Annotated in this window: 18 protein-coding genes and 1 pseudogene; 10 read left to right on the top strand and 9 right to left on the bottom strand. The window is 70.7% G+C overall.

Translation table 11 applies throughout. The features are described from left to right. Positions 1 to 18 precede the first annotated feature (18 nt). Positions 19 to 948 carry an ornithine carbamoyltransferase gene (argF, locus tag M2165_RS03505; RefSeq protein WP_280813297.1) on the bottom strand — a complete coding sequence of 310 codons (930 nt, stop codon included), beginning with the start codon at positions 946 to 948 and terminating at the stop codon, positions 19 to 21. Then, on the bottom strand, positions 945 to 2153 hold the full coding sequence (locus M2165_RS03500; protein WP_280813296.1) for an aspartate aminotransferase family protein: 1209 nt from the start codon (positions 2151 to 2153) through the stop codon (positions 945 to 947). The genes argF and M2165_RS03500 overlap by 4 nt, the downstream gene beginning before the upstream one ends. Positions 2154 to 2312: 159 nt before the next feature. On the opposite strand from M2165_RS03500, the gene M2165_RS03495 reads away from it, so the two are divergent. Next, positions 2313 to 2645 carry a DUF3579 domain-containing protein gene (locus tag M2165_RS03495; RefSeq protein WP_280813295.1) on the top strand — a complete coding sequence of 111 codons (333 nt, stop codon included), beginning with the start codon at positions 2313 to 2315 and terminating at the stop codon, positions 2643 to 2645. Between the two features lie 126 nt (positions 2646 to 2771). On the opposite strand, the gene rpsT is transcribed toward M2165_RS03495, so the two are convergent. After that, on the bottom strand, positions 2772 to 3086 hold the full coding sequence (gene rpsT, locus M2165_RS03490) for a 30S ribosomal protein S20 (RefSeq protein WP_280813294.1): 315 nt from the start codon (positions 3084 to 3086) through the stop codon (positions 2772 to 2774). A 106-nt stretch (positions 3087 to 3192) separates the two neighbouring features. Between rpsT and murJ the strand changes: the two genes are divergently transcribed. The 5 genes and pseudogenes from murJ (at position 3193) to M2165_RS03465 (ending at position 7147) form a co-directional block, all read left to right on the top strand. Then, a complete protein-coding gene (gene murJ / locus M2165_RS03485; protein ID WP_280813293.1) occupies positions 3193 to 4746 on the top strand; it encodes a murein biosynthesis integral membrane protein MurJ in 1554 nt (517 codons plus the stop codon). Between the two features lie 110 nt (positions 4747 to 4856). Then, positions 4857 to 5712: pseudogene (locus M2165_RS03480) on the top strand (tetratricopeptide repeat protein). Further along, positions 5709 to 6137, top strand: a complete 429-nt coding sequence (locus tag M2165_RS03475) for a VOC family protein (RefSeq protein ID WP_280813292.1) — start codon at positions 5709 to 5711, stop codon at positions 6135 to 6137. Before M2165_RS03480 ends, M2165_RS03475 begins: the two are co-directional and overlap by 4 nt. 136 nt (positions 6138 to 6273) lie before the next feature. Beyond that, entirely contained in the window at positions 6274 to 6705 is a 432-nt protein-coding gene (locus M2165_RS03470; RefSeq protein WP_280813291.1) for a YciI family protein, read from the top strand. A gap of 25 nt (positions 6706 to 6730) precedes the next feature. Further along, the gene (locus tag M2165_RS03465; RefSeq protein WP_280813290.1) at positions 6731 to 7147 is read left to right on the top strand and encodes a YciI family protein; all 417 of its coding nucleotides are present in this window, start codon (positions 6731 to 6733) and stop codon (positions 7145 to 7147) included. Between the two features lie 15 nt (positions 7148 to 7162). On the opposite strand, the gene M2165_RS03460 is transcribed toward M2165_RS03465, so the two are convergent. Next, positions 7163 to 8158: a formylglycine-generating enzyme family protein gene (locus tag M2165_RS03460; RefSeq protein ID WP_280813289.1), complete on the bottom strand. Its 996-nt coding sequence runs from the start codon at positions 8156 to 8158 to the stop codon at positions 7163 to 7165. Between the two features lie 65 nt (positions 8159 to 8223). Here M2165_RS03460 and M2165_RS03455 point away from each other — a divergent pair, with 65 nt between their 5' ends. Beyond that, on the top strand, positions 8224 to 9513 hold the full coding sequence (locus M2165_RS03455) for an RNA polymerase sigma factor (RefSeq protein ID WP_280813288.1): 1290 nt from the start codon (positions 8224 to 8226) through the stop codon (positions 9511 to 9513). Here M2165_RS03455 and M2165_RS03450 read toward each other — a convergent pair. From M2165_RS03450 to purM, 5 genes are all read right to left on the bottom strand, one after another. Continuing rightward, on the bottom strand, positions 9507 to 10496 hold the full coding sequence (locus tag M2165_RS03450) for a helix-turn-helix domain-containing protein (protein WP_280813287.1): 990 nt from the start codon (positions 10494 to 10496) through the stop codon (positions 9507 to 9509). The genes M2165_RS03455 and M2165_RS03450 overlap by 7 nt on opposite strands. After that, positions 10463 to 11089, bottom strand: a complete 627-nt coding sequence (locus M2165_RS03445) for a DJ-1/PfpI family protein (protein WP_280813286.1) — start codon at positions 11087 to 11089, stop codon at positions 10463 to 10465. The genes M2165_RS03450 and M2165_RS03445 overlap by 34 nt, the downstream gene beginning before the upstream one ends. Further along, the gene (locus M2165_RS03440) at positions 11086 to 11658 is read right to left on the bottom strand and encodes an isochorismatase family protein (RefSeq protein ID WP_280813285.1); all 573 of its coding nucleotides are present in this window, start codon (positions 11656 to 11658) and stop codon (positions 11086 to 11088) included. The genes M2165_RS03445 and M2165_RS03440 overlap by 4 nt, the downstream gene beginning before the upstream one ends. A gap of 126 nt (positions 11659 to 11784) precedes the next feature. Then, complete coding sequence (locus M2165_RS03435) at positions 11785 to 12855, bottom strand: AI-2E family transporter (protein WP_280813284.1); 1071 nt, start codon at positions 12853 to 12855, stop codon at positions 11785 to 11787. Positions 12856 to 12888: 33 nt separating this feature from the next. Beyond that, complete coding sequence (gene purM / locus M2165_RS03430; protein WP_280813283.1) at positions 12889 to 13929, bottom strand: phosphoribosylformylglycinamidine cyclo-ligase; 1041 nt, start codon at positions 13927 to 13929, stop codon at positions 12889 to 12891. A 129-nt stretch (positions 13930 to 14058) separates the two neighbouring features. Between purM and hda the strand changes: the two genes are divergently transcribed. Genes hda through folK form a run of 3 tightly spaced genes read left to right on the top strand, consistent with a single transcriptional unit; the run spans position 14059 to position 17033 of the window. After that, positions 14059 to 14745, top strand: a complete 687-nt coding sequence (gene hda / locus M2165_RS03425) for a DnaA regulatory inactivator Hda (RefSeq protein WP_280817459.1) — start codon at positions 14059 to 14061, stop codon at positions 14743 to 14745. A 21-nt stretch (positions 14746 to 14766) separates the two neighbouring features. Beyond that, a complete protein-coding gene (gene pcnB, locus M2165_RS03420) occupies positions 14767 to 16401 on the top strand; it encodes a polynucleotide adenylyltransferase PcnB (RefSeq protein WP_280813282.1) in 1635 nt (544 codons plus the stop codon). After that, entirely contained in the window at positions 16398 to 17033 is a 636-nt protein-coding gene (folK, locus tag M2165_RS03415; protein WP_348541041.1) for a 2-amino-4-hydroxy-6-hydroxymethyldihydropteridine diphosphokinase, read from the top strand. Before pcnB ends, folK begins: the two co-directional genes overlap by 4 nt. Positions 17034 to 17059: the final 26 nt, after the last annotated feature.

Here is a 17059-nt window from a genome sequence, read left to right as displayed (position 1 = left end):
TGATGGACGCGTGGGCGGTCAGAGCCGCCCCAGCAGCAGGAACTCCATCAGCGCCTTCTGCGCATGGAGCCGGTTCTCGGCCTCGTCCCACACCACCGACTGCGGGCCGTCGATGACCTCGGCCTGCACTTCCTCGCCGCGGTGCGCGGGCAGGCAGTGCATGAAGAGGGCGTCGGGCTGCGCCACGCGCATCATCTCCTCGTCCACGCACCAGTCGGCGAAGGCCTTGCGGCGCGCCTCGTTCTCGGACTCGTAGCCCATGCTGGTCCAGACGTCGGTGGTCACGAGGTCGGCGCCGCGGCAGGCTTCCATCGGATCCTTGAAGACCTTGTAGCTGTCGCCCGAGCGGATGCCGGCGACCGACTGGTCGACCTCGTAGCCGCTGGGCGTGCTCACGTGCACCGTGAAGCCGAGGATCTCGGCCGCCTGCAGCCAGGTGTTGGCCATGTTGTTGCCGTCGCCAACCCAGGCCACGGTCTTGCCCTGGATCGATCCGCGGTGCTCGATGTAGGTGAAGATGTCCGCGAGGATCTGGCAGGGGTGGAACTCGTTGGTCAGGCCGTTGATGACCGGCACGCGCGAATGCGCGGCGAAGGCGTCGATCTTGGTCTGCTCGAAGGTCCGGATCATCACCAGGTCGACCATGCGGCTGATGACCTTGGCGCTGTCCTCGATCGGCTCGGCGCGGCCGAGCTGGCTGTCGCCGGTGGTCAGGTGCACCACGCTGCCGCCGAGCTGGTACATGCCCGCCTCGAAGCTCACGCGGGTGCGCGTGGAGGCCTTCTCGAAGATCATCGCCAGCGTGCGGTCGGTCAGCGGCTGGTGCTTCTCGTAGGTCTTGAACTTCTGCTTGATGACCGCCATGCGGTCGAACAGGTAGGCGTATTCGTCGGCCGTGAGGTCCGAGAACTGCAGGTAGTGGCGGATGGCGTGGGCGGTCGTCGTCATTGCGCGGCGGGTTCCGAAAGGAAGTTCTTCACGATGGGCGCCAGGATCGCGACGATCTCGTCGGCCTCGGCGATGCTCAGGATCAGCGGCGGCACGAGGCGGATCACGCGGTCGGCGGTCACGCTCAGCAGCAGGCCGGCGTCGCAGGCGCGGTTCAGGATCACGCCGCAGGGGCGGTCGAGCTCGATGCCGAGCATCAGGCCCTGGCCGCGGATCTCCTTCACGCCCGCGAGGCCGCCGAGTTCGCGCTCGAGCGCGGCCTTGAGGTGCGCGCCCACGGTGGCGGCGTTGTCGAGCAGCTTGTGCTCTTCCATGATGCGGATGGTCTCGATGCCGGCGCGCATCGCGAGCGGATTGCCGCCGAAGGTGGTGCCGTGGTTGCCGGGGCCGAAGATCCTGGCGGCCTTGGGGCCGGCCACCACGGCGCCGACCGGCACGCCCGAGCCCAGGCCCTTGGCGAGCGGCATCACGTCGGGCTTGATCCCGGCCCACTGGTGCGCGAACCACTTGCCGGTGCGGCCCATGCCGCATTGCACCTCGTCGATCATCATGAGCCAGTCGCGCTCGTCGCAGAGCGCGCGCACCTGCTTCAGGTAGTCCCAGCGCATCGGGTTGATGCCGCCTTCGCCCTGGATGGTCTCGAAGAACACGGCCACCACGTTCGGATTGCCCTCGGTCGCCTTCTTCAGCGCCTCGATGTCGTTCAGCGGCACGCGGATGAAGCCCTCGACCAGCGGACCGAAGCCGGCCTGCACCTTCGGGTTGCCGGTGGCGGACAGCGTGGCGATGCTGCGGCCGTGGAAGGCGGCTTCGTAGACCACGATCTCCGGGCGCTCGATGCCCTTGTCATGGCCGAACTTGCGCGCCAGCTTGAGCGCCGCCTCGTTGGCTTCCAGGCCGGTGCAGCAGAAGAAGGCGTTGGTCAGGCCCGAGAGCTCGACCAGCTTGGCCGCGAGCTGTTCCTGGCCCGGCACGTGGTAGTAGTTGGAGCTGTGGATCAGCTTCGCGACCTGGTCCTGCAGCGCCGGCACCAGCTCGGGGTGGTTGTGGCCGAGCGTGTTGACGGCGATGCCGCCGAGGCCATCGAGGTACGCCTTGCCGTTCGTGTCCCAGACTCGGCAGCCTTGGCCGTGCGTCAACGCGATCGGCAGACGGCCGTAGGTGTTCATGACGTGAGGCGAGGTGGGCTCGGCGGTAGCGCTCATTCGGTTCTCCAGATAGGGAAGGCGGATTCTAGGCGCGCGGTCTGACGGCTTCGTTGAGGATTCCGCATCACAGCAATGCCCTCTGTCCGAGGGGCCGGAATGCCGCGGATACAATCCCTTGCTGCACTGCAGCACCTGCTCCGGTCGCCTCACTCCACGATGATTTCCCCCACTGCCAAAGAAATCTTCATCCAGGGCATCACGCGCGATGGCCGGACCTTCCGCCCCAGCGACTGGGCCGAGCGGCTGGCCGGCGTGATGTGCTCCTTCCGTCCTGGCGGCGCCTACCCGGGAAGTCATCTGAGCTACTCGCCGTGGTGCGTGCCGACCACCATCAACGGGGTGAAGTGCGTGGTCGTGAACAGGGCGCTGCGCGATGCCGAACCCATGGCCTGGGACTTCTGCGTCAATTTCGCGCGCGACAACGATCTGCAGGTGGCCGAGGCCTGCCTCGTGCCCGACGTCCCCGAAGCCGCGCCGAAGAAGGCCTGAGTCGTTCCGCGCAACGATCGCCCATGAAAAAACCGCCCGAAGGCGGTTTTTTACACTTTGCTGCAGCGCACCCCGATCAAACGGCGGACCGAAAGCTTTCAGTCCGGGCTTGCCTGACGACAGGTGTCAGGCGGCGGCCTTTTCAGGCGCGAGGGCGAGGGCCTTGACCTTCGCCGACAGGCGGCTCTTGTCGCGAGCAGCCTTGTTCTTGTGGAAGATGCCCTTGTCGGCGACGGCGTCGACGATGCTCTGGGCCTTGGCAAACAGTTCGCTCGCCTTGGTCTTGTCGCCGGCCAGAACGGCCTTTTCGACGTTCTTCACGGCGGTGCGGTACTTGGAGCGCAGCGAGGTGTTCGCTGCGTTGAGCTTGGTGTCCTGGCGGACGCGCTTACGGCCGGAGGCGAGGCGCGGGTTCTTTTTCTTGGGCTTGGCGGATGCCATGGTTGGTTTCCTTCAGTGTCTGAGGATGATGCAGCAAAGCCCTCCATTATAGGCCGGGTTGCGTTTTTCGCCGAATCCGGGGTGCGCAGGGCCCTACACTCGCCCCGTGTCCCTGCTCAAATCCGCCTCCACCGTCTCGCTGCTGACCCTCGCCTCGCGGATCACGGGCCTCGTGCGCGACGTGCTTTTCGCCTCGGTTTTCGGCGTCAGCGCACTGACCGACGCCTTCAACGTCGCCTTCCGTATTCCCAACCTGTTCCGACGGGTATTCGGCGAAGGCGCGTTCAGCCAGGCCTTCGTGCCGGTGCTGGCGGCGCAGAAGACCGAGGCCGGCGAGGAGGGCGCCAAGGCGCTGATCGACCACGTGGCCACGCTGCTCGCCTGGGCGCTGGTGCTGCTGTGCGTGGCCGGCGTGCTGGGCGCGCCGTGGCTGGTCTGGGCCATGGCCAGCGGCCTGTCGGGCTTCGACGCGGCGGTGGTCATGACGCGCTGGATGTTCCCCTACATCGGCTTCATGTCGCTGGTGGCGCTGGCCGGGGGCATCCTCAACACCTGGCGCAAGTTCGCGGTGCCGGCGGCCTCGCCGGTGCTGCTCAACCTGTCGCTGATCCTGGCGATCGTGGCCGGCGCGCCGCTTTTCCGGCGCTGGGGCATCGAGCCGATCTATGCGCAATGCGCGGGCGTGCTGGTGGGCGGCGTGCTGCAGCTCGCCCTGCAGCTGCCGGCGCTGCGCAAGCTGGGGCTGCTGCCGCGCATCGGCCTGAGCTTCCGCGCGCTGCGCACGGCCTGGGCCGACCCGACCACGCGCAAGGTGGTGAAGCTGATGGCGCCGGCCCTGCTGGGCGTGAGCGTGGCGCAGATCTCGCTGCTCATCAACACCCAGATCGCCTCCCACCTCGCGACCGGCAGCGTGACCTGGATCGTCAACGCCGACCGGCTGATGGAATTTCCCACCGCCATGCTCGGCGTGGCGCTCGGGGTGGTGCTGATGCCGCAGCTGGCCGGCGCGCGCGCCGCGAAGGACGACGCGCGCTACTCGGCGCTGCTCGACTGGGGCCTGCGCCTCGTGGTGCTGCTCTCGGCGCCCTGCGCGGTCGCGTTGCTGCTGTTCTCGCAGCCGCTGGTGGCGGTGCTGTTCCACAACGGCGCCTACAGCGGCGAGGACGTGCGCCGCACCACGCTGGCCCTGATGGGCTACGGCGTGGGCCTGGTCGGCATCGTGGCGATCAAGGTGCTCGCGCCGGGCTACTACGCCCGCCACGACATGCGCACCCCGGTGGTCATCGCGGTCGCGGTGCTGGTGCTGATCCAGCTGCTCAACCTCGTCCTCGTGCCGGTGCTGCAGCATGCGGCGCTCACGCTGACCATTGCGATCGGCGCGCTGGTCAATGCGGCGTGGCTGCTGGTCGGCCTGATCCGCCGCGGCAGCTACAGGCCCGCGCCGGGCTGGGGCCGGTTCGTGCTGCAGGTGGCGGCGGGCACGCTGGTGCTGGCCGGCGTGCTGGCCTGGGGCGCGCAACATGTCGACTGGATCGCGCTGCGCGGACAGCGGCTGCTGCGCATCGGCTGGCTGGCCGCGCTGATCGCGGGCGCGGGGCTGCTGTACTTCGGCGTGCTGGCGGCCGTGGGCGTGCGCCTGCGCAGCTTCATGCGGCGCTGAACGCACCCGGGCGGAAGGCGTTTCGCCCGGCCCTGCGAGGGGCGATTTCCGGATCGCGCAAGCTGCAAACACCGCCTTGACGCTCCCCGCATGCTCCTCTACAAAGACATATGACGTTCAGCTTCCAGGTTCCCACCGCCCTCGCGTACTTCGAGTCGCTGGTGCAGAGCGACGACCACTTTCCGCTGCTCGAGGCTGCCGCCAGCCTGGCACAGGACGAATACCCCGACCTCGACGTGCAGCAGGTGCTGGGCGACGTCGACCAGCTGCTCGCCCGCCTCAAGCGCCGGCTGCCGGGCGATGCCGCACCGCTCGCGCGGCTGCGCGCGCTCAACCAGTTCTTCTTCAACGACCTGAGCTTCGGCGGCAACGTCAACGACTACTACGACCCCGACAACAGCTACCTCAATGCGGTGCTGCGCACCCGCCGCGGCATTCCGATCTCGCTCGCGGTGCTCTGGATGGAACTCGCGCAGGGGCTGGGGCTGCAGGCGCGCGGCGTCGGATTTCCGGGCCACTTCATGCTCAAGGTCACGCTGCCGAAGGGGCAGGTGGTGATCGACCCCTTCACCGGCAAGTCGCTCTCGCGCGAGGAACTCAGCGAACGGCTCGAGCCCTACAAGCGCAGCAACGGCCTGGTGGGGCGACTTCGACGTGCCGCTGGGCCTCTACCTCCAGCCCGCGAGCCCGCGCGAGATCATTGCGCGCATGCTGCGCAACCTCAAGGAAGTGCACCGCGCGCAGGAAGACTGGCAGCGCGCCATCGCGGTGCAGGACCGTCTCGTCACGCTGCTGCCCAACGCCTGGGGCGAGTACCGCGACCGCGGCCTCGCGCATGCCGGGCAGGGCAACACGGCGGCCGCGGTGCGCGACCTCGAAACCTACCTCACGCATGCCGAGGACGCGCTCGACGTCGACGACATCGCGGAGCGCGTGGCCGCGCTGCGGCGGGCGTCGAACGGATGACGGCCGCCCGGCCCGGCGTGGCCGACGCGCCCGACCTCGGCACGCTGCACGAGTTCCACGGCGTGCAGCCCGTGCTGCCGGTGTCCGACGTCACGCGCGCCGCACGCTGGTTTTGCGACGTGCTCGGCTTCGAGCTCGACTTCATCGCGGGCGAACCGCCGAGCTATGCCCGCGTCAAGAAGGGCGACCGCAGCTACGGCGACCCGGTCTACCTGCGGCTGTGGCAGTGCAGCACGCGCGGCGCGCCGCCCTGGCGCGGCGAGATCGTGATCCACGTGGGCAAGGACGTCGACGGCCTGCATGCCGCCTACCTGAAGCGCGGCGTCACGGTGGTCGAGCCGCCGACCTCCCAGCCCTGGGGCCTGCGGGAGTTCGCGATCCGCGAACCCGACGGCCATGTGCTGCGCTTCTGCGGCTACCTGTGAGCCCGCCGCACTGAAACATTCATTTACAAAAATGCCGACGTCGGCCTGTCGATCCGCCGGGCCGCCGCGCGACGTGTGAACGGGAGCGCGCCTTTTTCGCGGTTCCCGACTTCATTCAACCCGCAGGAGAAACGACATGCGATTCATGGTTCTGGTCAAGGCCAACAAGGATTCCGAAGCCGGCGTGATGCCGAGCACCGAGGTGCTCACCGCCATGGGCAAGTTCAACGAGGAGCTGGTCAAGGCCGGCGTGCTGCTGGCCGGCGAGGGGCTGCATCCTTCGTCGAAGGGCGCGCGCGTGCGCTGCGAAGGCAGCAAGCGCACCGTCATCGACGGCCCCTTCGCCGAGACCAAGGAACTGCTCGCGGGCTTCTGGCTGCTGCAGGTCAGGTCGCTGGAAGAAGCCGTCGAGTGGATCAAGCGCAGCCCGTTCCAGGAAGGCGAGATCGAGATCCGCCAGGTGTTCGAGGCCACCGATTTCGGCGATTCGATGACGCCCGAGCTGCTGGCGCAGGAAGACCGCCTGCGCGCCGAGACCGAGGCCGCCCAGGCCAAGGGCGCCCGCTGACACCGCCGCCGCCAAGGAGACAGCCATGCGATTCATGCTGCTGATGATTCCCCACGGCTACGAGAACGCCGCGCCCGGCACCATGCCCGAAGACGTGGGCGCGGTGGCGGCCATGATGGCCTACAACGCGTCGCTGCAGAAGGCCGGCGTGCTGGTCAGTTGCGAGGGCCTGCATCCGCCCTCGATGGGCGCCAGGGTGAGCTTTCCGGGCCGCAAGCCCCAGGTGGTCGACGGCCCCTTCGCCGAAGCGAAGGAGGTGCTCGGCGGCTACTGGATCATCGACGTCGCCTCGCGCGCCGAGGCCATCGAATGGGCCACGCGCTGCCCCGGCGGCGAGAACGAGGTGATCGAGGTGCGCCAGATCCAGGAGCTCGGCGACTTCTCGCCCGAGGTGCAGGCGGTGGCCGAGAGCTTCCCGTCGATGCAGACGCCGAAGAAGTAGGCCGGGCAGTCCGGCTCAGTCCTCGCGCACCAGCCGGATGCCCACGAGCGTGTAGCGCGTGGCCGGCGCGTTCCAGTTGCGGTAGGAGCAGCGGGCGTAGAAGGGCCAGGTGTGCCACGAGCCGCCGCGGCGCACCCGCACGCTGCCTTCCGACGGCCCCTGCGGATCGTCGACCGGCGAGGCCGCGTAGTATTCGTCGCCATGCCAGTCGGCCACCCATTCCCAGACGTTGCCGTGCATGTCGTACAGGCCCCAGGCATTGGGCGCGAAGCTGCCCACGGGCGCGGTGAACGCGAAGCCGTCGTCGCCGTCCAGCGCCATCGGCTGCCAGCGCGGCCAGTGCTGCGCCGTGCGTGCGTCGAACACGTTGGCCGTGCGCAGCAGCGTGCGCGGATCGTCACCGCCGCTGTAGCGCGTGCGGCTGCCGGCGCGGCAGGCGTATTCCCACTCGGCCTCGGTGGGCAGCCGGTAGCGCCGGCCTTCGGTCTTGCCGAGCCAGGCGGCGAGCGCCTGCGCGTCGTTCCAGGTCACGTTGACCACGGGGTGGTCGTCGCCCTGGGCGAAGCCGGGGTTGCGCCAGGAGTAGCGCGGGTCGCGCCCCTCGAAGGCGTCGCCGCGCGGCGTGGTGGCGGGGTCGTAGCCGGCGCGCCAGCCGTAGCCCCCGGTGCCGTCGGCGATCGACTCGGGCACGTAGCCCGACGCTTCGACGAAGCGCCGGAACTGGCCGACCGTGACCTCGTGCCGGCCCATCCAGAACGCGCGCGTGATGCGCACCCGGTGCACCGGCTTCTCGTCGCGCAGGTTGGCGAAGCGTTCCTTCGGCAGCGCGGGATAGGCCGCGGCCAGGGCTTCGGGCGCTTCGTCGCTGCCCATGAGGAATTCGCCCGGCGACAGCTTCACGAAAGACATGCCGAGGCTGTTGTGCACCACGTCCGCATCGGCCGCCCGTGCGGCGCCCGGCGGCAGGACCGTCCAGGCGAGGAACGACAGCAGAGCGAGGGCGGGCTTCATGTGGGCAGCATGCTAGTCGGCAAGCCGGGCCTGCGCCAGTGCGCGGCGGATGTGGGAGCCGGCGCATGAGCGGGAACGCGGGCGAGGCGGCGATCCACCGCGCCATCGACGCCGTCTGGCGCATCGAGTCGGCGAAGATCGTCGCCACGGTCGCGCGCATGGTGCGCGACGTGGGCCTGGCCGAGGAGCTCGCGCAGGACGCGCTCGTCGCCGCGCTCGAGCAGTGGCCCGGCGCCGGCGTGCCCGACAAGCCCGCGGCCTGGCTCACGGCCGTGGCCAAGCACCGTGCGCTCGACCATCTGCGCCACAGCCAGCTCGCCGAGCGCAAGGCCGGCGAGATCGGCCGCGAACTCGATGCGCAGCACGAGATCGCGCAGGCCGATTTCGCCGAGGCCGTCGATGCCGCGCTCGACGACGACATCGGCGACGACCTGCTGCGGCTGGTGTTCACCGCCTGCCATCCGGTGCTGTCGACCGAGGCCCGCGTGGCGCTCACGCTGCGCCTCCTGGGCGGGCTCGCGACCGACGAGATCGCCCGCGCCTTCCTCGTGCCGGAGGCCACGGTGGCGCAGCGCATCGTGCGCGCCAAGCGCACGCTGCTCGAGGCGCGCGTGCCTTTCGAGGTGCCGCGCCGGCACGAACTGGCGGCGCGGCTCGCCTCGGTGCTCGAGGTGCTCTACCTGATCTTCAACGAGGGCTATTCGGCCACCGCGGGCGACGACTGGATGCGTCCCGCGCTCTGCGAGGAGGCGATGCGCCTCGGCCGCATCGTGGCCGGGCTGATGCCCGAGGCCTCGGAGGTGCACGGGCTGGTCGCGCTGATGGAGATCCAGGCCTCGCGCACCGCCGCGCGCGTCGGCCCGTCGGGCGAGCCGGTGCTGCTGCTCGAACAGAACCGCGCGCGCTGGGACCAGATGCTGATCCGCCGCGGCCTCGCGGGCCTGGCGCGCGCCGAAGCGCTGGGCGGCGCGCTCGGACCGTATGCGCTGCAGGCCGCGATCGCCGCCTGCCACGCGCGCGCCCGCACCGCCGACGAGACCGACTGGGCGCGCATCGCCGCGCTCTACGACGCGCTGGCGCAGCTGTCGCCTTCGCCGATCGTCGAGCTCAACCGCGCGGTGGCGCTGTCGATGGCCTTCGGACCGGCGGCGGGGCTCGAGCTGGTGGATGCGCTGATGGACGAGCCGGCCCTCGCGGGCTACCACCTGCTGCCGACCGTGCGCGGCGACCTGCTGTTCAAGCTCGGGCGGCGCGACGAGGCGCGCCGGGAGTTCGAGCGCGCCGCCGCGCTCACGCGCAACACGCGCGAGCGGGCGCTGCTGACGGCGCGCGCCCGGGCCTGCCTGTCTCAGTGACGCGGCGCCGCGGAGGGCGAGCCCGGCAGCCCGAACTGGTGCCAGGCGCGCCGCAGCTGCGTGTCGGAGCCGAAGCCCGAGATCTCCGCCGCCCGCGTCACGCTCGCGCCCGAGGCCAGCGCGCGCTGCGCGGCCGCGAGCCGCAGCCGGCGCAGGTAGGCCAGCGGCGCCACGCCCGCATGCTCGACGAACAGCCGCGTCAGGTGCCGCGCCGAGGTGTGGGCCACCTGCGCCATGCGCGGCACGCTCCAGTCGGCCTGCGGCTGCTCGCTCACCGCGTCCTGCACGCGGTGCAGCGCGGCATGCAGATGGTGGCGGTAGGCCAGGAAGGGCGACAGCTCCGGATCGTGCGGCCCGCGCCGCTGCGCCACCACCATGGTCTGCGCGACCTGCGCCGCGAGCGCCTCGCCGCAGGTGTCGGCAATGCGGTGCAGCATCAGGTCGATGCCGGTGGTCACGCCCGCGCTGCTGTAGACGGGCGCATCGAGCACGAAGACGCGGTTCGCCACCACCTCGCAGCGCGGTTCCGCGGCGCGCAGCTCGTCCAGGTGATGGTGGTGCGTGGTCACGCGCCGGCCCGCGAGCGCGCCCGCGTGCGCCGCCAGCAGCGCGCCGGCACAGACGGTGACCAGCTCGAGCCGGCCGCGCTCGAAGCGCTGGCCGCGCAGCCAGTGCAGCAGGTCCTGCGCCTCGTCGCCGTCGATCGGAATCGCGTCGCCCGGCAGTCCGACCAGCACGATCCACGCCGGCCCATGCCACTGCGCGGGCAGCGGCGCGAGGTTGGCGAGCGCCACCCCCACCGACCCGACGGACGTGGGCCGCGGGCTCGCGAACTCGATTTCGAAGCGCGCCGGCCGGCCTGCCGCGCGCAGACGCTGGTTGGCGATGCGCAGCGCCTCCGCCGGCCCGGCCCAGTCGAGCACCAGGCTGTCGGGAAGCAGCGCGAAGACTACGCGGATGGGTTCGGTGGGTTGCGGGTCCATGCATAGTCCATCTGCCGCGCGGTGCGCTCGGCCAGCGCCAGGCCCGCGAGGCGTTCGACCAGGTAGAGGCTCATGTCGATGCCGGCGGAGATGCCGGCCGAACTCACGACGCGGCCGCTGTCGACCCAGCGCGGGCCTTCGCGCACCTCGAGCGCAGGGAATTGCGCGCGCAGGTCGGCGATGTCCTCCCAGTGCGTGGTGACCGCCTCGCGCGTGACCACGCCGCTCTTCGCGAGCAGGAAGATGCCGGTGCAGACCGAGGCCACCAGTTGCGCGCCGGCCGCGCAGTCGGCGATCCAGCGCAGCGTGGCGGGGCTGGCCATCGGCGCGTCGACCACGCCGCCGGGCACGATCAGCAGGTCGGCCTGCGGATGCGTGGCGATGTCGTGGTCTGAGAGCAGGCGCAGGCCGGCGCGCGCCTGCACGGGCCGGCCGTCGCTCGCGAGCGCCACCGAGGCGACCTCGAACGGCGCCGGCGCGTCGGGCTGGATCCGGCGGCTCACCCGGCTTGCGGTGGTGAACACCTCGAAGGGGCCCGCGAAGTCGAGGGCTTCGACGCCGTCGAAGGCGAGGATGCGCACGCGCAAGGTCATGCCGCCACCGCTTGCTCGATGCGCCCGAGCGCCTGTGCCACGCTGCAGACCGTGGCAAAGCGTCCGTCCAGCACCGTGGCCGTGCGCGCGCGGATCTCGGCCGCCGCGAGCGGGCGTCCGTCGGGCTGGCGCATGTCGAAGGTCAGCGTGGCCTCGGCGACGAAGTCGACCTCCCAGCCGAGGTCCGAGGCATGGCGCGTGGTGGTCTCGCAGCATTGTTCGGTGCGGATGCCGCTGACGATCAGCCGGCCGATGCCGTGCTGCGTCAGCCAGACGTCGAGCCCGCTGTTGACCAGCGCGCTGTGGCGGTGCTTGGTGAAGGTGGCGGCCGCCTCGAAGGCCGCCAAGCCCTCGAAGGGGCGCACGAAGCCCGATTCGACGGCGAACGGGTTGTCCGCGACCGCCGGCTCGTCGACGTGGAAGACCCGGACGATCGGCACGCCCGCGGCGGCGCAGCCCTCGATCAGCGCGTTCTGCGCCGCGAGATAGGCCGGCACGTCGGCGGCCGACCAGTACGGCCGGTGGCGGAACGATTCCTGGGCGTCGATCACAATCAGACAGGATTTCATGGGCGTGGGCCGGGCGGCGGGCAGAGTGGATGATGCCGCCGATTCTTGGGCGCCGCCAGCGTGCCGTCCGCGCCGAAGCGGACCGGAATCGATCAGATCAGGACATCGGGGGCCGTACGGGCCGCGCTAGACCAGGCCGCCGGCCTGCAGCTCTTTCTTGAGGTACGCGTAGAAGAGCGGCGCCGCCACCAGGCCGGCCGGCCCGAACACCGCCTCGGCCACGAACATCACCGCCAGCAGCTCCCACACGCTCATCTGGGTGCGGGCGCCGACCACCTTGGCGTTGATCACGTATTCGGCCTTGTGGATGACGATCAGGAAGATCAGGCAGGCGAGCGCGGTGATCGGCGACACGGACAGCGCCACCAGCGTGATCACCGTGTTGCACACCAGGTTGCCCACGATCGGCACCAGCCCCGCGACGAAGGTGAGCGTGATCAGCGCCGGCGTGTAGGGCAGGTGCGGGCCCCAGAGCGGCATCAGGAACAGCAGGAAGATCGCGGTCAGCAGCGTGTTGAAGGCGGCGATCCAGAACTGCGCCGCGACGATCTGCCCGAAGGCTTCGCCGAACAGCTGGATGCGCTGGTGCAGCTCGGCCGCGAGCGGCCGGCGCTGCGCGTGGCTCACCGCCACCGCCGCGAGCGCGCCGATGATCAGGCCGACGTAGGCGAAGAGCAGGGCGCCGAGCCAGGCCCGGCCCGTGAGCGCCAGCGCCCCGGCCTGCGTGCGCATGTAGTTGGCGGCCATGCGCTGGATCTCGGCCGCGCCCTCCGGCAGGTAGACGGCGATCTCCGGCGGCAGCTTCTGGCGCAGTTCGAGCACCGTGCGCGCCGTGTAGTCGACGAGTTCGCGGTACTGGTCGGGCGCATCCACGATGTACTCGCGCGCCTGCGACAGGCCGAGCGAGATCAGTCCGATCGGCGCCAGCAGCACCAGCGTGACGGAGAGCACGCGCGCGATGCCTTCGCCGCGTGCGCGCAGCGGCGCAAGCCGCGCGAGGCCGCGTCCGATCAGCCGCGTGAACCAGCGCGTGGCGAGAAAGCCGATGCAGGCGCACAGCAGGCCCGGCAGCAGGTGCTGCCACATCACGAGCAGCAGGCCCGCGAGCATCAGCAGGTAGCTCGCGACCACCACGTTGCGCGAGGCGGTGCGCGGCAGCGGGGTGACGACGGGCGTGGCGGGCAGCGGCTTGGTCATTCGGGCGGACGGGGGCTGCGCGTCGTTAGCCGCTCAGGCGACGACCACCGCGGCGCCCTGGCCGCGCTCGGCGATCGCGCCGATCTCGTACACGGTCTCGCCGGCTGCGCGCAGCGTGTCGGCACAGGCCGCGGCCTCGGCCGCGTCGATCACCACCACCATGCCGATGCCGTTGTTGAAGGTGCGGTTCATCTCGATGTCGTCGATGCCCGCGACCTTCTGCAGCCAGGCGAAGAGCTCGGTCTGCGGCCAGCTGCCCTTCTGCAGGTGCGCGGCCGTGCCTTCGGGCAGCACGCGCGGAATGTTCTCGAGCAGGCCGCCGCCCGTGATGTGGGCCAGCGCCTTGATCGGGTGCCTGGCGAGCGCTTCGAGCACGGGCTTCACGTAGAGCCGCGTGGGCGCCATGACCGCTTCGCGGAACGGCCGGCCGTCGAGCGTGGCGGGCAGGTCGGCACCGGCGCGCTCGATCACCTTGCGCACCAGGCTGAAGCCGTTGGAATGCACGCCCGCCGAGGCCAGGCCGAGCACCACGTCGCCGGGCCGGACGTTCTGGCCCGTGAGGATCTTCGCCTTCTCGACCGCGCCGACCGCGAAGCCCGCGAGGTCGTATTCGCCGGCCGGGTACATGCCGGGCATCTCGGCCGTTTCGCCGCCGATCAGCGCGCAGCCCGAGAGCTCGCAGCCGCGAGCGATGCCGCCGACCACCGCGGCGGCCGTGTCCACGTCGAGCTTGCCGCAGGCGAAGTAGTCGAGGAAGAAGAGCGGCTCGGCGCCCTGCACCAGCACGTCGTTCACGCTCATGGCGACGAGGTCGATGCCGACGGTGTCGTGCATGTTCCATTCGAAGGCCAGCTTGAGCTTGGTGCCCACGCCGTCGGTGCCGCTCACGAGCACCGGCTCCTTGTAGCGCTTGGGCACCTCGAACAGCGCGCCGAAGCCGCCGATGCCCGCCAGCACGCCTTCGCGCAGGGTCTTCTTCGCGAGCGGCTTGATGCGGTCGACCAGGGCGTCGCCGGCGTCGATGTCGACACCGGCGTCCTTGTAGCTGAGCGGGGTGGGCGTGGGGGAAGTCATGGTCGGACGGTGTCGGGAAGGGCGGGAAAGGAGGCGAGGGTGGAGGCGCCGGCAACCGAAGCGGCCGGGCCGATAGAATTCCTGTTGATTTTAAGGGCCTCAGCGGCCCCCTCCATGAACCTTCCCGGGATGAAACAGCTCGCGCTCGATATCGGCATTGCGACGGGCCCCAGCTTCGACGCTTTCTTTGCCGGCCCGAACGAGGCGGCGCTGCGCCACCTGCAAGTCTGGGCGGGCAGCGCCGGCAGCCCCGTGCTGCACTCGCCGGTGCCCACCTATCTTTGGGGCGAAAGCGCCAGCGGCAAGACCCATCTGCTCGAATCGGTGCGCGTCGCACTGCGCGAGCAGGGCGCGAGCGTGGGCTGGCTGCATGCCGGCCTGCTCGAGCCGCCCGAGTTCGACGAGCGCTGGGGCGCCGTGCTGCTCGACGACGTGCACCTCTACACCGCCGTGCAGCAGCACGCGGCCTTCAACTGGTTCGTCAATGCGCAGACCCTGCAGCGCGGCGTGGTGGCGGCCGGCGCGCTGCCGCCGGCCGACCTGCCGCTGCGCGAGGACCTCCGCACCCGGCTCGGCTGGGGCCATGTGTTCCACCTGCAGGTGCTGAGCGAAAGCGAACGCCGCGCGGTGCTGCGCCAGGCCGCCGACGCGCGCGGCGTGATGCTGTCGGACGAGGTGCTCGACTACATGCTGCACCGCTTCAGCCGCGACCTCGGCAGCCTCATGGAGCTGCTGAGCCAGCTCGACGGCTATGCCCTGCAGACCCAGCGCGCGATCACCATCCCGCTGATCCGATCCATGCTCGAAAACGAATAAGAAGAGCCTCTTCAACCACCAATGATCAAGACTTTCATCGACAAGCTGCTCGGCAAATCGGCCGGCGGCACGCGGGCCAAGAGCCGTTTCGGCAAGCGCCAGGAGGTGCCGGCCGAGGTTCACAAGATCGATCCGGCCCTGGTCGACGAGCGTGCGAAGAACGTCGTCACCACGCTGCAGCAGGCGGGCTACGAGGCCTACGTGGTGGGCGGCGCGGTGCGCGACCTGCTGCTGGGCCTGCGGCCGAAGGATTTCGACGTGGCCACCAATGCCACGCCCGAGCAGGTCAAGTCGCTGTTCCGCCGCGCCTTCATCATCGGGCGGCGCTTCCGCATCGTGCACGTGGTGTACGGGCGCGGCCGCGAGCACGAGGTGATCGAGGTCTCGACCTTCCGCGCCTACATGGACAGCGCCGCGGCGGAGCAGGTGGCCGGCAACGAGCGCACCAGCAAGGGCGAGCTCGCGAGCATGACGCACGCGGTCGACGCCAGCGGCCGCGTGCTGCGCGACAACGTCTGGGGCCCGCAGGAGGAAGACGCGGCGCGCCGCGACTTCACCGTCAACGCCATGTACTACGACCCGGCCAACCAGGTGGTGGTCGACTACCACAACGGCATCCGCGACGCGCAGAAGCTCACGCTGCGCATGATCGGCGACCCGGCCACGCGCTACCGCGAGGACCCGGTGCGCATCATCCGCGCGATCCGCTTCTCGGCCAAGCTCGCGGCGCTCGGCTTCAAGATGGAAGCCAAGACCGCCGCGCCGCTGGTCGAATCGAGCAGGCTCCTGGCCGACGTGCCGCAGAGCCGCCTGTTCGACGAGATGCTCAAGCTGCTGCAGACCGGCCATGCCATTGCCACCGTCGAGCAGTTGCGCAAGCTCGGGCTCGCCAAGGGCATCTATCCGCTGCTCGACGTGGTGGTGGAGCGCGCCGACCTGCCGTTCGTCAAGGCGGCCCTGCAGGACACCGACCGCCGCGTCGGCGAGGGCAAGCCCGTGGCGCCGAGCTTCCTGCTCGCCTGCGTGCTCTGGGCCGACGTGCGCGACGGCTGGGCCCAGCGCGTCGAAGGCCAGCGCGGCCATCGGCCGCAGCCGCCGTTCCCGGCGCTGCAGGACGCGATCGACGACGTGTTCAACGCGCGCATTGGCGATGTCTCCGGCCGCGGCAAGCTCGCCGCCGACATGCGCGAGATCTGGATGATGCAGCCGCGCTTCGACAAGCGCACCGGCTCCACGCCCTACAGCCTGGTCGAGCAGGCGCGCTTCCGCGCCGCCTTCGACTTCATGCGGCTGCGCGCCGACGTGGGCGAGGTCAGCGAGGCGATTGCCGAGTGGTGGCAGGAATTCAGCACCGCCGACGAGCTGCGCCGCCAGGATCTGCTCGAGCAGGTGCGCGAAGAGCAGAAGACCCGCCAGCGCGTGCGCACGCGCGATCCGGTGCCCGCCAAGCCGCGCACCGAGCCCGCCGGCCGCCCGCGCCAGGAAAGCCGCGAGCCGCAGGCGGACACCGACGAAGCCGACGCCGAGGCCGAGACCGTCGTGCCGATGGGCGACGGCGAGTCTTCCGCGCCGCGCAAGCGCCGGCGCCGCCGCAAGCCCCGCACCGGCGGCGCGGGCGGCGGCAGTGAAGGCGGCGCAGGCGCCGCGGCCGAATGAGCCGGACCCCGCCACCCCGGCGCGCCAGCGGCGCCCCCAAGCCTGCGCCAGGCGGCAAGCCCGGCGGCGCCCCGCGCGGCAGGAGCGGGCCGGCGCGCGCGCCGGCGCCCGGCCGGCCGCCGGCCGCCAGGACCGCGCCCGCCGCACGCCAGAGCCGCGAGGACTATCCGACCGTGCAGGCCTTCGTCGCCATCGGCGCCAACCTCGGCGAGGCCGAGGCGGCCGTGAAGGCGGCCATGGATGCGATCGGCGGCATCGAACGGACCGTGGTCACCGCGCGTTCGTCGCTCTACCGCAGTGCGCCGGTCGATGCGACCGGGCCCGATTTCATCAATGCCGTGGTGGCGGTGCGCACCGGGCTCACGGCAGAGGCCTTCCTGTCCGAACTGCAGCTGCTCGAGGCGCAGGCCGGCCGCGAGAGGCCTTTTCCGAACGCGCCGCGCACGCTCGACCTCGACCTGCTGATGCACGGCAACTCGGTCAAGGACACGCCCGCGCTGACGCTGCCGCATCCGCGCATGCGCGACCGCGCCTTCGTGCTGAAGCCGCTGGCCGAGATCGCGCCCGACAAGGTGCCGCGCGCGGCCCTGGCACGCGTGGCGTCGCAGGTCATCGAACGCATCCGCGGCTGAGCGGGCGCGGGCCCCGGAGCCCCCTC

Origin of the sequence: Variovorax sp. TBS-050B (assembly GCF_029893635.1) — a bacterium.
Classification (GTDB): domain Bacteria; phylum Pseudomonadota; class Gammaproteobacteria; order Burkholderiales; family Burkholderiaceae_C; genus Variovorax.
This window is presented reverse-complemented; position numbering and strand designations above follow the sequence as displayed.